General features: G+C 44.2%; 12 protein-coding genes and 1 pseudogene. 5 read left to right on the top strand and 8 right to left on the bottom strand.

The annotated features are described in order from the left end of the window. Positions 1-390: 390 nt before the first annotated feature. The 4 genes and pseudogenes from ACE1CM_RS03440 to ACE1CM_RS03425 all read left to right on the top strand — a co-directional run. Positions 391-462, top strand: a pseudogene (locus ACE1CM_RS03440) (4-Cys prefix domain-containing protein); the annotation flags it as partial. A gap of 36 nt (positions 463-498) precedes the next feature. Next, positions 499-1,383 carry a serine/threonine protein kinase gene (locus ACE1CM_RS03435; RefSeq protein ID WP_374876013.1) on the top strand — a complete coding sequence of 295 codons (885 nt, stop codon included), beginning with the start codon at positions 499-501 and terminating at the stop codon, positions 1,381-1,383. Further along, positions 1,380-2,558: a protein kinase gene (locus ACE1CM_RS03430; protein ID WP_374876007.1), complete on the top strand. Its 1,179-nt coding sequence runs from the start codon at positions 1,380-1,382 to the stop codon at positions 2,556-2,558. The genes ACE1CM_RS03435 and ACE1CM_RS03430 overlap by 4 nt, the downstream gene beginning before the upstream one ends. 150 nt (positions 2,559-2,708) lie before the next feature. Next, positions 2,709-5,303, top strand: a complete 2,595-nt coding sequence (locus ACE1CM_RS03425; protein ID WP_374876006.1) for a protein kinase — start codon at positions 2,709-2,711, stop codon at positions 5,301-5,303. A gap of 101 nt (positions 5,304-5,404) precedes the next feature. Here the strand turns inward: ACE1CM_RS03425 and ACE1CM_RS03420 are convergent, their stop codons facing one another. Then, entirely contained in the window at positions 5,405-6,070 is a 666-nt protein-coding gene (locus tag ACE1CM_RS03420; protein ID WP_374876005.1) for a Coq4 family protein, read from the bottom strand. Between the two features lie 38 nt (positions 6,071-6,108). On the opposite strand from ACE1CM_RS03420, the gene ACE1CM_RS03415 reads away from it, so the two are divergent. Next, on the top strand, positions 6,109-6,270 hold the full coding sequence (locus ACE1CM_RS03415; protein ID WP_374876004.1) for a hypothetical protein: 162 nt from the start codon (positions 6,109-6,111) through the stop codon (positions 6,268-6,270). A gap of 168 nt (positions 6,271-6,438) precedes the next feature. Here the strand turns inward: ACE1CM_RS03415 and ACE1CM_RS03410 are convergent, their stop codons facing one another. From ACE1CM_RS03410 to ACE1CM_RS03380, 7 genes are all read right to left on the bottom strand, one after another. Beyond that, a complete protein-coding gene (locus ACE1CM_RS03410) occupies positions 6,439-8,859 on the bottom strand; it encodes a sucrose synthase (RefSeq protein WP_374876003.1) in 2,421 nt (806 codons plus the stop codon). Positions 8,860-9,676: 817 nt separating this feature from the next. Further along, entirely contained in the window at positions 9,677-10,252 is a 576-nt protein-coding gene (locus tag ACE1CM_RS03405; protein ID WP_374876002.1) for a tetratricopeptide repeat protein, read from the bottom strand. Then, positions 10,159-10,383: a tetratricopeptide repeat protein gene (locus tag ACE1CM_RS03400; RefSeq protein WP_374876012.1), complete on the bottom strand. Its 225-nt coding sequence runs from the start codon at positions 10,381-10,383 to the stop codon at positions 10,159-10,161. Before ACE1CM_RS03400 ends, ACE1CM_RS03405 begins: the two co-directional genes overlap by 94 nt. Positions 10,384-10,387: 4 nt before the next feature. Further along, positions 10,388-10,819 carry a tetratricopeptide repeat protein gene (locus tag ACE1CM_RS03395; protein WP_374876001.1) on the bottom strand — a complete coding sequence of 144 codons (432 nt, stop codon included), beginning with the start codon at positions 10,817-10,819 and terminating at the stop codon, positions 10,388-10,390. Positions 10,820-10,854: 35 nt separating this feature from the next. Then, positions 10,855-12,600 carry a tetratricopeptide repeat protein gene (locus tag ACE1CM_RS03390; protein WP_374875999.1) on the bottom strand — a complete coding sequence of 582 codons (1,746 nt, stop codon included), beginning with the start codon at positions 12,598-12,600 and terminating at the stop codon, positions 10,855-10,857. Between the two features lie 301 nt (positions 12,601-12,901). Then, complete coding sequence (locus ACE1CM_RS03385) at positions 12,902-13,846, bottom strand: WD40 repeat domain-containing protein (RefSeq protein ID WP_374875998.1); 945 nt, start codon at positions 13,844-13,846, stop codon at positions 12,902-12,904. A gap of 78 nt (positions 13,847-13,924) precedes the next feature. Continuing rightward, entirely contained in the window at positions 13,925-14,863 is a 939-nt protein-coding gene (locus tag ACE1CM_RS03380) for a hypothetical protein (protein WP_374875997.1), read from the bottom strand. Positions 14,864-15,082: the final 219 nt, after the last annotated feature.

Raw genomic sequence — 15,082 nt, 5'->3', positions numbered from 1 at the left:
TTAACAATGCTTTTGCACCCCCACCACCCTCACCTGTAGCTGAATTTAGGGCAGCTTCCGTGGGAGTACCAGCTTCCACCCCCGCGATTGGCGGCGAACAGCGAGTCGAAGCTACCGTTACCCTGCAAATTCGTTATTGAGTAATGGGGAAGAAGGGGAAGCTAACAGCCAGAAAGCCCAGAAATAAATTTCCCAGCTTTTACAGGACTTACGCACGACGAGAAAAGAAACAAAGGTGAGACCGTCGATCTGTGGTTCCCAAACCAACGATTTTTCGGATCGCCCTTTGTTTCTTTGCGTAAGTCCTGATAATGCTAAAAATAACAGCGATCGCTTTGGCATCTAGCCTTGGGCATATATATTGGGAATAAAACTAGCTTGCTGCCATCGATGATCTATTGCATTAATCCCAAATGCCCGCAGCCGCAAAACCCCGATAATTGCCTGTTCTGCCAGTATTGTGGCTCGTCATTACTACTGGACGGACGCTATCGAGTGATGAAAATTTTGGGTCAAGGAGGCTTTGGTAAGACCTTTGAGGTAGATGATAGCGGCACGGCGAAAGTTTTGAAAGTATTAATCAACGAATATCCCATAGCGATCGCCTTATTTCAACGAGAGGCAGAAGTATTGAGTTACCTGCGCCATCCAGGAATTCCTAGAGTAGAACCCGATGGATACTTTACCTTTTTTCCCAGAAGAAGCAAAGCCGCCCTGCACTGCTTGGTGATGGAGAAAATCGCCGGATTGAACTTAGAGGAATGGCTGCATCAGCATCGCGATCGACCGATGGCGCAACAGCAAGCGATCGCTTGGTTAAAGCAACTGGTTCAAATCTTACAAGAAATTCATCAACAAGATTATTTTCACCGGGATATCAAGCCATCCAACATTATGTTGCGATCGCCCCATGCCCCCAATGCCTTGGGGGGTTGCCCCCATGACCCCCAAGGCAACGAATCTCTCTTAGCCCCCCTTGGTAAGGGGGGTTGGGGGGATCAACTCGTATTGATTGATTTTGGTGCGGTACGGGAAATTACAGAAACCTACAAGCTCAAACTCGAAGGCAAAAACGTTACTGAGGTGATGTCACCAGGTTTTACGCCCCAAGAGCAAGCAGAAGGCAAGGCAGTACCGCAATCAGATTTCTTTGCTCTTGGGCGCACATTTGTTTACTTGCTAACCGGAATACATCCGCTCAAAATTCCCCAACATGTGGCAACAAATCGGTTGATGTGGCGACAGCAAGCACCGCAAGTTTCCCAGCCGCTAGCTGGTTTGATTGATTACTTGATGGCACCGCTTCCAGGTAAGCGTCCGCAAAATGCTCAAGAAATCTTGTGGTGTATTCATGAAATTGAGCAAAATGGATATCAGCGATGAGCTACTGCATTAATCCCAACTGCCCGAAACCGAATGACTTATTAAATGCCAACAATCCGATTTGTCGCAACTGCGGTTCTGCATTGTTATTGCGAGGACGATACCGAGTCTTGCAGCAGTTGGGTGAAGGGGGCTTTGGCAAAACCTTTGCAGCCGAAGATCGAGGAACGCCGAAAGTTTTAAAAGTTCTGTTGCAAAACGACCCGAAAGCAGTAGAGCTATTTAAACAGGAAGCACAAGTTTTAAGTCAGTTAAAGCATTCCGGTATTCCCAAAGTAGAGCCAGATGGATATTTCACCTTTTGGCCCAAAAGCAGCAAACAGCCGTTGCACTGTTTAGTAATGGAGCAAGTCGAAGGTTTGAATTTACAAGATTGGCTCGAACAATCAGACTATCAACCGATTACCCAAGAGCCAGCAATTTTTTGGTTAAAGCAACTGGCAGAAATTTTAGTTCTTGTCCACCAGCAGAACTATTTTCATCGGGATATCAAGCCGTCTAATATTATGGTGCGATCCCCCCAACCCCCCTTAATAAGGGGGGCTAGCCAACCCCCCTTATTAAGGGGGGCATGGGGGGATCAACTGGTTTTGATTGACTTTGGCACTGTTAGAGAAGTAACGGCGACGTACTTAGCAAAAGTCAGCGGGCAACAGCATATCACGGGAATTTTTTCAGCCGGTTACACGCCGCCGGAACAATTCAATGGTAGAGCTGTACCCCAATCGGATTTCTATGCTCTAGGTCGCACTTTTGTTCACTTGCTAACGGGTAAGCATCCCTCTAATTTGCCTACAGATACTCGGACTGGTAAGTTAATCTGGCGAGATAGATCCTTGCAGATTTCCGAGTCATTCGCAGATTTAATTGATAATTTAATGGCAACGTTTCCTGGCGGTCGGCCTCAAAATGCCAAAATGATTTTGCAACGTTTAGATCAAATTGAAGGCAATCTTTCCTTAACTTTAGCACCAACTGTTTTAAGTCCGGGTGTTGTACCAACTGTTTTAAGTCGATTCGCAGCAATGAATCTTCAGGTATGGCGTTTAATTTCCCAGGTGCTTGCTTCTGGTGATTCGGTAGAGGAAAACCGTTGGAGGCGCTTAGCGCTGTTAGGGGGATTAGGGGGCGCTATGGCTGTTGCGATTAAGTTATATGACTCTTTCAACAGGTAGAGTATTAATTAAGTTCTGTAAATTTTTGACCTGGCAGATAATTGCGCGAAGTTATCTTGGTGAGCAATAGGGTGGCATTGCCTACTCTACTACCAAGGGTTGCATCTGAGCTTTGAATTTACGTAAGTCCTGTAGATGAATTAATCTGCCGTGAGTTACTGTCTAAACCCCAAGTGTCCTAACCCTGCTGAACCGTTAAATGCTAACAGCAAAACTTGCTGTCACTGCGGTTCGGATTTATTGCTGCAAGGTCGCTACCGAATTGTTCGATTTTTAGGTAAAGGTGGTTTTGCTAAAACCTTTGAAGTGGATGATGGCGGTACAGCTAAAGTCTTGAAAGTTTTGAGCAACAACGATCCCAAAGCCGTTTCTCTATTCCAGCAAGAAGCTAAAGTTTTAAGTCAATTGCGCCATCCAGGAATTCCCAGAGTTGATCCGAAGGGATACTTTACTTTTGAACCTAAAGATAGCAGCGAGCCATTACACTGTTTAGTAATGGAGAAAATCGAGGGCGTGAATTTACTAGAATTGCTGAGAAAGCGGAGCTATAAACCCATTAGTCAAGCACAAGCGATCGCTTGGTTAAAACAACTAACAATAATTTTAGATCAAGTTCATCAGCAGCAGTATTTTCACCGGGATATTAAACCAACCAATATCATGCTGCGGACTCCTTCTATTTCGTCTAGCCAATTAGGAAACAAGCGAGATCAATTGGTCTTGATTGATTTTGGTACAGCGAGAGAAGTTACCAGCACCTATCTAGCTAGAATTGGTGGAGGACATCAGGTAACGGGGTTAGTTTCGGCGGGTTACACGCCTCCAGAGCAAGCGGATGGTAGAGCAGTGCCACAATCAGATTTTTATGCTTTGGGACGCAGGTTTGTTCACTTGCTGACAGGTAGACCTCCAAATAGTTTTGCTGAAGATTCCCAAGGAAATTTGCTCTGGCGCAACGGTGCTAAGCATGTCTCAAAACCCTTGGCAGATTTGATTAATTATCTAATGGCTCCCCTGCCTGGAAATCGACCTCAAGATACAAAAGAAATTTTGAATTGTATCGAAAAAGTTGAAAGCCATTTTAAATCGCCTGCTTCACAGAGTATCCGAATCCAAACTACTACGCCAACTGTTCGAGTTAACAGTCAAACTGCTCAGGACATTTCGCCGAAAAACTCTCCGCTGAGAATGAGTTGGCGAAGAATAACCGTGTTAATACTATCGGGATCGATCTTATTGAGTTTATCTGATATTATTTTTTCCTCCAGTGTTTTATTTTGGCAATTAGGAAGATGGCGATCGCAATTATCTGGCTCTATTTTAAGATTCTGGAACTGCCATTCTAAAGCCAAAGCTCCACTACTACACACCTTCTGCGGACATTCATCTTCGGTTGAATTAATTGCCTTAAGCCCGAATAGTCAGACTCTTGTGAGTGCTGACCAAGACCGCACCATCAAGCTCTGGAACTTGCAAACTGGAAAACATCTGCGAACTCTTACTGGGCATTTAAAACCAATTCGTTCCATCGTCATTAGTCGAGATGGCAAAACTATAGCTACTGCCAGCTGGGACGGCACTATCAAGCTATGGAACCTACCCACTGGTGAACTGAGAAGTACCATAGCTGCTGAATATTCAGGGGGGGTTAATTCCATCGCCATTAGCCCGGATAGTCAGACAATCGGCAGTATTAGTTTTGGCATTCCCAACAATTTTCCCGAGCAAGAGGATCTAAAGGATAAAATCAAAAGCTATCGCTCTGTCCACAGTTATTTCTACGATAGCCGTCTTGACTACAGCATCAAGCTATGGAACTTGCAAACTGGGAAACGGAAAGACATCATTTTTCCCCAAGGTCAAAGCTGGTTTAAGTCAATGATCATCAGCCCGGATAGTCAAACTCTTGCCTGTCTCGACGAGAACGGCTCCATTCAGTTGCAGAACCTGCAAACTGGAAAACTTAAAAGCATCATCCCAGAGAGTCAAACCCGTGTCCTGCCTACTTCGAGCAGCATAATCATACCTATCCAACGGAGTGCAAAATTTAGTTCTATCGCCATCAGCTCGGATAGTCAGACTCTCGCCAGTGTTCAAACCTTCGCTGGTTTTGATCCTTTGGGTTTGAATGCAAGTGACCCAGCCGACACCATCAAGCTATGGGACTTGCAAACTGGAGAACTAAAAGGTGCTCTCACCGGACATTCATTTGAGACTAAATCCCCCGTCAGCAGTCAAGAATTCACTCTCCCCCCATATCTACCTGAGACTAGATCTATCGCCATCAGTCCAGATAGCCGGACTCTCATCAGAGTTGGTAAAGACACAATCGACCTATGGAACCTGCGAACTCGGGAACTGAGAAGTAACCTTACCGGACATGGGAAAGGGGTTAGTTCTATCGCCATCAGCTCGGATAGTCAGATCCTAGTCAGTGTCAGTGGGGATGGCACTATCAAGTTGTGGAACCTGGGAACAGGAGAACTGAGAACCAGCATCACCAAATATTCAAGTCGGGTTAACTTTATTGCTATCAGCCCCGATAGTCGCACTCTTGCCAGTGTCGGTGGAGCCAGCTTCCAAGCAGCAAAAACAATTGAGCTATGGAATCTTCAAACTGGGGAATTAAGAAGAACCCTCTCTGGGCATGTAAGTGCAGTTACTTCCATAGCTTTCAGCCCAGATAGCAAAACTCTCGTCAGTTCTAGTTTTGACGGCACTATGAAAGTTTGGCGAGTGCCATAGGTTTGTTGGTTTCTGAACTAAATGGAAAAAGCGCTCAAAACCCCAGTTTCTTCGAGAAACCAGGGTTCTAAAACAACCAGCCCGCCCTACTAAATCTACAATCAACTAACAGCTTCAACGCCCAATTCTGCGCGCCATTCTGCTAAAGGTTTTTCCCAGTTTTCTTCCCACTTTTGCGCCAGGAAAGGTTTAGCTTTTATCCCAATGTTATAACCTTTAACAAAGATATTTATAACGTGAGTCAAATGCTCAGATGATGTCAGCAGCGTATTCAAAAGACCGCCAGCCATAATCGCCACTGATAAAGGGCCATGAGTTTGAGCTAAAGCGAATCCTTGCAAACCTAATTCTCCGAGTGAGTCGGTGCCAAAACCCGTTACTGTATGCCAAATATCGTGAGTTTGCCGCTGACGTAATATCAGGTAAGTCATATCATCGGCAATCTGCACTTTCCGATAAAATTCTGGGTCAAAATTCGCTTTTTTCATGTTGTAAGCATAAATATAACCCAGGGAATCTTTAGGTAATTTCAGCAAATTTTCCAAATCTGGAGTCGGGGCAAGGTAACGTTCCTCGACGAGTTGCCCTACCCCTGGCTGAGATTTTATATACTCAATCGCTAATTTATTAGTTTCGGTATGGCGAAAGGCTTCTGATATATCGAAAATACAGTCGGTTTTAGTGACATCTCTAGCAAAATCAATAAACCCGATCAACCCATTAATATATTCCGGGCGTACTTCTCGTTGTAGTTCTGGAATGTACATATCAAACTCTTGAGGGACATCTGTTCTCTCAGTCTAAAATGAGAGCTTGGGGTTTTGTTGCGATCGCTACCACTTTTTCAAGTGACATCGCATCGGTCATCGGTCACAGCTCATCAGTTATGGTAGAAGCGATCGCCCACTATTCAATCCCAGCGGACGGTTCATCCTCAAACGATGAGGACGCCACCGTCCGCTTATAATCGGTGCCAGTTGCTCAACTGTCACAAGAAGCAGAGAGAAGATACTTAATGAACGAACCACAGAGGCACAGAGAACACAGAGGTAAGAGAAAAGAAGAGGCAGGTAATTTTAGACTAAACCCACCTCGTTTGGTAGGCAATTAGCAATTAGCAATTAGCAATTAGCAATTACCGATGCATGTGCTGTTCTAACAACTGTTGCGCCCTGGGTTTATAAAGTAAATAAAACAGCGATTCAACGTAACGCAACAAATCTTCGCGGTTTTCTTGGGAGGTAAAATTCCAGAAACCGTAAATTTTGGCTAGAGATAGCAGTTTGGTGCTGTGAATTTTCCAGGTATAGGTGCTGTAAACTCGTTCTATGCCTCGCTGGGAAATTTCTTGCCAGTATTTGGGATTGCGATCGCACTCAGTCACAAACGCCAATATTTTGTCTGCGGTTTCCTCCAAAAGCGTCGGATTGATGTAAAATCCATTGAATTTATCTTGAATAATCTCCAGCGGGCCGCCAAACTGAGTTGCGAAGGTAGGTAAACCGGAAATCATCGCTTCTAAAATTGTCAAACCAAACGCTTCAAATAACGCCGGTTGCACGAAAATTCCCTGACGATCTGCTATGACGCGATAAATTTCCCCCGATTCGCCTTTGGGTAAGCGCACGCCCAACCAGCGGATTTTACCGTGGAGGTTGTATTCTTCAATTATCCGGTAAAGTTTGATAATTTCATCGCGTTCTTCGTTATCGCCCGATTCCTCGACGCGCAATTTTCCGGCAACTAAAATTAAGTTGCAGCGCTCTTGCAATTCCTGGCTTTTACCAAAGCATTCTGCTAATCCGGTGAGGTTTTTAATCCGGTCTAAACGTGCCATTGAAAAGATGGGTCGCTTGTTTGGATCTTCGAGTTTTCCGAAAATATGTGCCGGATCTTCTTGGGTGAAAAGCATTGCTTCTAGACGCGCGCGATCGCTTTCATTTCGCTCTTCTATTCGAGTGTAGGGAAAATACACGCTTTCGTTCACTCCAGGCGGCACGACGTTGAATTTAGGACTGAATAATTCAACCCCATTCACGACGTGATATAACTCGGGCATTGTGAAACACTTATAAGACTCGTACTGTCCGACGCTATCCGGGGTGCCGACAATTTCTTGATAAGTACTGCTGATGACGAAATTCGCCGCATTCATTGCCAACAAATCGGCGGTAAATTGCAGGGAAAAATGATATTTATCTTCCAAATCTTGCCAATAGAGGTTGCTAAACAGATATTTAGATTTCTCTAAAGCGTGGGCAATGATGCACTGGGTTACCTTGAGGCGGCGTGCCAGCAGAAACGCTACCAAATTTCCATCGGAATAATTGCCAACAATTAAGTCAGGGCGTCCCTCAAATTCTGCCAGCAATTCTTTTTCTGCATCGATGGCGTAGGTTTCTAAATAAGGCCAAATCTCAAATCGCGAGATCCAGTTATGAGCGATTTTGGGATTAAATTCCCGGAAAGGAACGCGCAAAATCCAGGCATTTGCTGTATCGTAAACTTTTTCTAACCGTTGGTTGCTGCGAGTGCCGTCATTGTTGGGAATTAAACGAGTGAGAATAATCACCTTGGGACCCACGCCCAAAACATCTAAACCAGCCAATTTAATATCTTCTTCCATTTGCTGTTCCAGACTTCTGGCTTGGTCGAGAACGTAGACGACTTGACCGCCTGTATCTGGACGCCCCAACACTTCTTCTTGCCCAAACCAACCGTGGGGAGATACCAAAACGATGCGAAAAATCATCGGAATTCGGGTTAAAAATGCTTCCAGGGTTTGGTGATCCGGGGAGTCGATCAATTCGTCTAAAAGTCCCAGGGTTTCCCGCACTCGTCCGGCAGTGTTTCCCCACCCCGGTTCAAACCCCATTGCTTGCAAATCAAACCGTAATTTTTCGTAATGTTCGTTATCGGGACGCGAATTTAAAAAGGTCAAAGCTTGCTTAACTTGGTCAGAAAGATGCTGACACGATTGAATTTTATCGTTAATCAACAGTTGTTGGTTGTTGTAAGAGTGGAGGCTCAAAAATTTATACAAAGCTTGCAACCACTGCCGCGAGTCTTCAAACAATTTGCTCGATAGGAAACGGTTGAGGAATTGTACCCCTTTGCCGATGTTTTTGGGGTCGCGAATCGTTGGAGAATAGTCGTAAAACGGGCCAAAATCTAGTTCTAGGAGGTCGCCTTCTTCCGGATGAAAACGGTTAACCAGCAAGTCGCGTTCGTCAAGCAATTGCTTCACTGTCATCGGTTCGCATTTCAAGTCATCTGTCAGGCGATAGATTTCTTGCAAGGCAATTTTAGGCCGGACGATCAGGCAGAGACTGCCTTTTTCTAAAATAATTTCCTGGGTATAATAAATTAACCGGCCTAAATGGGAAGCATTGTAAAAATGTTCCGGTTTATTGTGATTTTTGCAGTAGGTAGAAAAAGCCGTCAGAATGTCGTTTCGCAGTAAGTATCGCTTTTCTTGATGGCGCAAATCGGCGATCAACTGTTGCAGGTGTTTCTTTTCATCGCTGTTGAGAACGTTTTGAAGCAATTCGGTCATAACAGTTTTCTAAGTTGGTTTTGGATTTAACTTCAATACAATGCTGGTGAATTGATCGGGGATGGGATACCGAGTCGGCAACAAAAAACAAAAACCCTCTGCCTCAGAGGCTCTAAAAGCCTCTGTCAAAACCAATTTTCACGCAATATCCCCTTTAACCACAGAGCAAGGAGCAGTGCTTCTGCGGCTAATTCTAGACACGATATTTTTCCCTCACCTGTTGGAGCGATCGCCCAAATTTGGGCAACTTTTGGTGAGGGTGAAACCCGTTATGAATTGACCAACAATCGTCCAAAATGCCGTTCAGCGATCGCTCTGCGCCTCTACCTAAAGGCAGAGATTGCTTATTCTTTTGTTACATATAAAAATTTCATCTCTCTTAAGTAATAATGCTCATTTTTTATATGAGATGAAAAACTATCATGCTGATGGCAAGGGATTCCTGTAGAATAAGATGGAAAACCGGCTATTTTTTCAGACACAAAACTTAATAAAACCAGCTTTTTTCTTGAAGTGAAATGAATATTTGAAAACTATTTTAATCGATCGACCCAAGCCTGGAAACGGCCTTTTATAATTAAATCCAAGCTTTTTGAAATTTGTGTGGAGATTCTTATGACAGACAAAACACATGAAACGATGACCCATGACCACAGTATGGCGAACATCCTGATTTCAATCTTCTTGGTGTTGTGCGCCTTTACTTTCCTCATCCTGCTGGGTCTTTTTTAAGGATTTGAGTTGAACTTTAAGGTGAAATTAAAAGCAATTGAAGATTCGTTGCGAGAGCAGCTTGGCTGAATGGCTAAGCTGCTCTTTAGTTTTGCAGCAACGCCTGAAATCGCTCATCTTTGCGAATCCCGCCAAAATATGAGTCGGTTTTTGCAGCTTCAATACATTTTTCTGAATTTAATGCAATAGCTTGTTGCAAACTTTTAATAGCTAATTCTACATTGCCTTGCAACGCATAACAGCAAGCTTTGCTGTACCAAGCTGGGTAATAATTGGGTTGAAGTGCTATGGCTTTGTCGTAACTAGCGCTCGCTTCATCAAATCGCGCTAAATACATCAGCGCAATGCCCCGATTGTTCCAGACAATATGGTAATTTGGATGCACTTGCAAGACTTTATCGTAGCAAGCAATTTCTTCTTTATGCCGTCCCAAACTTCCCAGGACGTATCCGCGACTTTCCCAAGCTTGGTAGTAGTCGAATTTTAATTCAATCGCTTTATCGTAACTCGCAAGGGATGCTTCTAAACGGCCTAAATTTTCCAGCGTTCTTCCCCGGTTATACCAAGCTAGTCTGGTTGAATGCTCAATGCGGTATCTAAGCTGGCGAGTTCTTCTGACTCTCGACCTAAATGTCCTAAAGTCACACCGCGATTGTACCAAGCTTTATGATCTCCAAGATTAAATTCAATCGCTTTATCAAAGCAAGTCAGTGCTTCTTCAAACCGTTTCCATTCGCTGAGAATCAAGCCTCGATTATTCCAAGCTTGGTGATATTTGGAGTTCGATTCAATCGCTTTATCGAAGCTCTTGGAGGCGTCCCAAACTTTTCAGCGCCACTCCTCGATTATTCCAAGCTTGGTAATAGTTTGCTTTCAAGACAATCGCATTATCAAACGAAGCAATCGCATCATTCAACCGTCCCAAATTCTTCAGCGCCACCCCTCGATAGTACCAAGCTTCCCGATTCCCCGGTTGGAATTTCAACGCCATATCGTAAGAAGCAATTGCCTCTTCAAATCGTCCCAAATCGCTGAGTGCGATTCCCCGGTTTTGCCAAGCTTGGTCGTAGTCTGTTTTGGATGCGATCGCTTTATCGAACGCTGCGTTCGATAAAGCGTGTGCGTCAGCACGTATTGCCTCTGCCCACTTTCCCGTATTTTTCAGTGCTATACCTTTATTGTACCAGTTTTTGTAATCCCCTGGTTTAAACTTAATCGGTTTCTTCATAGCGCTTTGTTTTCTGTTTCTTGTGCCTCACTTGACTATTTTTGCATCAATGTTTGAAACCGTACCTCTGAGCGAATGCTGTCAAAATCCGCATCATTTTTTGCCATTTCTCGGTATTGTTGGTGGTTTAAATTGATTGCTTGTTCTAAGTTTTCAATTGCCCGATCGGTGTGACCCAGTACTGCATGACAGCGAGCTTTTAGATAATAAGCTGAATGCAAGTCCGATTTTAATTCCAGCGCTTTATTGTAGGAATCTATCGCCTCTTCAAACCGGCCTAAATTTCCTAGCGTAATGCCCCGATCGTACCAGGCTTCGTGGTATTCTGGCTTGGATTCAACGGCTTTATCGAAAGAAGCAATTGCTTCATCAAACCGCGATAGATTTCCCAGAGCCATGCCTCGGTAGTACCAAGCTTCGTATTTATCTGGCTTAAATTCTAGGGTTTTGTCGAAAGCTGCGAGCGCTTCTTTAAACCGTCCCAAATTTCCCAAGGCAATCCCCAGGTTGTAGAATGCTTCGTCATGGTCTGGTTTGATTTCAACGACTTTATTAAACGAAGCGATCGCTTCGTTAAACCGTCCCAAATTTCCCAGTACCACGCCCCGATAATACCAAACTTCGTATTTTTCTGGTTTTAATTCAACGGCTTTATCGAAAGACGCTACTGCTGAGTCAAACCGCGACAAATTTCCCAGAATCACGCCCCGATTGTACCAGGCTGGATAATAATCTGGTTTGAATTCGATTGCTTTATTGTAAGCCGCTACTGCCTCTTCAAACCGTGACAAATTTCCTAGAATCACGCCTCGATTGTACCAGGCGGCGTAGGATTCCGGTTTGAATTCTATCGCTTTATCAAACGCCGCGATCGCTTCTTCTAGGCGTCCCATATTTCTCAGGATGTTGCCTCGATTATTCCACGCTTGGTAATAGTCTGGTTTATATTCTATTGCTCGATCAAACGCCGCGAGCGCATCACTCATGCGTCCCAAATTCCACAGCGCCATCCCCCGGTTATTCCAAGCTTGGTAATAATCGGGTTTGCTGGCGATCGCTTTATCGTAGGAAGCGACCTCTTCTGTAAATTTTCCCAACTGCCTCTGTGCCACTCCCCGATTATACCAAGCTTCGTAATAGTCTGGTTTTAGTTCTACGGCTTTATGGTAAGACTCAAGTGCCTCGTCGAACTTTCCTAAACTAAACAGAATCAGACCCCGGTTATTCCAAGCTTTATAATAGTCTTCTTTGAATTCTAGGGCTTTATCGTAGGAAGCGAGTGCCTCTCTTAGGCGTCCTAAATTTCGCAGCACTACGCCTCGGTTGTACCAAGCTTGGTGGTAGTCGGGTTTAAATTCTATCGCTTTATTGTAAGAGATAAATTCTTGATCTAATCGTCCCAAATTTCCCATTGCCACGCCCCGATTGTACCAAGCTTCGGCAAAGTCGAATTCCCATTCAATCGCCCGAGCGTAAGCTGCGAGCGCTTCCTCTAATCTGCCTACAAACATCAGCGCCACCCCTAGCTTGTTCCACGCTTTGGGAGCGTCACATTTGTATTTAATTGCTTTTTCGTAACCAGCGATCGCTTCTTCCCACCGTCCCAGGTTAGCTAGTGCTTTCCCCCGGTAGTACCAAGTTTCGGAGTCATCGGGTTTTAATTCCAGCGCTTTGTCGTAGGCAGCGATCGCCTCAGTAAATCGCCCCATATTATACAAACCATTTCCCCGGTTTTTCCAGATTTCCCGCGCATCTGGTTTTAAATCCATTGTCTTCTTCATATAGTTTTCCCAACATATTTTTCTGCGGTGGCGGTCGTTATTTGGCGGTAATCAAATCATATTAAGCTTAGTATAATTTTAGAATTGTATCTAATATCCGGTTTACTCGCACCTTTCTGGAAACCTGCCTTTTGCAACAATTATCGCAACCTTTCTCTCCTTACTTCCCCTGCAATTTTTCAACGAATGAATCTGCCCCATAGAGGATGACAGCGAATTATCCGCTTTCCTCGATCCTAACCCCTGCCTATAAAGGTAGAGGATTGGCGGTCTAAGTCAATAGCACGCTTGAACCTTGGCATCAATTTATACGCCAAATTTTAATAATACCGTCAGTACTCCCACTTACCAAAGTTTTCCCATCCGGACTCATGGTCACAGAAATCACACCTCCTGCATGTCCGCTAATCGTGCGAATTTCTTGTCCGGTTTTCAGATTCCACAGTTTGATCGGGAGATCCATGCCGCCGCTTGCCAGCATTTTTCCATCCGCACTAAAGGTAACAGAATTAACCCAGTGCGAATCTCCCGTAAGCGTGCAAATTTCCTGTCTGGTTTTCCCATCCCACAGTTTGATCGTTTCATCCACGCTGGCAGTTGCTAACATCTTACCATCCCGACTGAAAGCGACGGCGTTAACCCAGCGGCAATGTCCTAATAGCGGGAGAATTTCCTGTCCGGTGTTGAGATTCCACAGTGCGATCGCGTTATCTTCACCTCTCGAAGCGATCGTTTCTCCATCCGGACTCAGTACGGGCGGAAAACCCCGGTTTGAATTGCCGTTGAGCGGACGCATCTGTTGTCCCATTGTCAAATCCCACAGTTTGATCGTTTTATCTTCGTTTTTCCCCTCTTGGCGATCAAGACTGATAATCATCGGAAAAACCAGGCTAATATTTCCGGTAATCGTACAAATTTCCGCTTGAGTTCTCAAGTTCCACAATTTAACAGTATTGTCGCTACTGCTACTGGCAAGCGTCCTTCCATCCAAACTAAAAGTCACCGAATCTACCCGTTCTAAATGACCTTTGAAATTGCCAATTTCCTCTCCCGTTGCTAAATTCCACAGTTTCACAGTATTGTCGCTACTGCCGCTAGCAAGCGTTTGTCCATCCGGACTAATCGCCACGGCACAAACCCAGTTAGAATGTCCGGCAAGCGTATGGACGCATTTCCATTTTTCCGCTTTTTGCTTTAATGCTTCTTCCTCTCTCCGTTCCGCTTCAATCAGCGCTATCTTTTTCAATTCCTGCTGATAAATTTCCCGTTGCTGCTGCTGAATCTGTTTAATAACCTTAATATAAGGTTTGAGCCATTCTCGCTCCTACTCCGATTCTAACTCAAATAACTGCGGTTCATAATTCCGTTCGATATAAAGATAATAGGCATCCGCTAAAAACGCTGCCAATAACTTGTGAATCGCGACAATTACCTCCCGAATTGTGCGGAGGCTTTCTTTTTTTCCGTAACCACATGCTTCGAGTTCTTCTTGAACTTTCTCCCAATTCCACGCCAAAGTCGGAAGTAGGAAAACTTGATTATTTTGCCACCCCCAAAACCCTACCCGCCAATTCACTTCATAATCGCTAATGTCGCTATAAATAATTGCGGTTGGGACGAAAGCTAAAATCTGCTGCAACCGCTTGACATCGATATCATAAATAGCATCCTTAAAATAGTCGCTGTAAAACTCAACCGGACGCAAGTCTTTATAACCAGGATAATTTTGATTGAGAAATTCACCTACCTTACGCAATTCTATTTGCCGATTATTGTGGAAATAATCCGGAGAATATTTACTAATTATTGGGGGAGAAACCAACAACAAAAATCGGTGTTGCTGGCGCTGCAAAATTTGCTCTGTATCTGGTAAACTTATATTATAAAACCAAGCATCTTTATGCCAAAGCATTTGAATTTCATTCAGCTTAATCTGAATCGCCTTAGCTTGCCAATCGCGCAGCAATTCCCGTTGCAGCAAGCTTAATTCCCGTCTATCTTGCAGTTCTTGTTCTTGTAGCGCAATTCGACTATCGACTTTGGCAGTATAAAGACTCAATAATTCCCTTTCTCTAGCTTGTTTGCGCTTTAAATATTCAATCTGTGCTTCCCAGTAACGCGGAGCTGACTTCACCTGCTCAATCAAAAAAGGTGCTTTAGAAGATTTTCCTCCAAAAGCTTGTCCCAATCTTTCCCCAAGGTGCTGTGCAGAAGCATTCAGCAATCGAACTAAGACATTAGTCACAGCAGCAGGTATTGGCATAAGATGTGAGCCAGGAGCTAGGATAGAAATGCACCTTTTCAAAGCATAATTATCACTATAACTCCGAGCAAAACAAAAATTTAATTAAATTTTTGTTACAATTCTTACCCTCGCTGCTCTAATACCGTTTTCCCCTGAATGGGAAACACTTGGGGTTGGGGCGGGTTTAGTTAAATAGTTTGTTTTTGCCAAAGGTTATTGGTAAAACCCGCCCCTACA

It is taken from the genome of Microseira sp. BLCC-F43, assembly GCF_041929235.1.
Lineage (GTDB): Bacteria > Cyanobacteriota > Cyanobacteriia > Cyanobacteriales > Aerosakkonemataceae > Microseira.
Note: the sequence above shows the minus strand (reverse complement) of the source record. Positions and strands in the feature narration are given on the sequence as shown.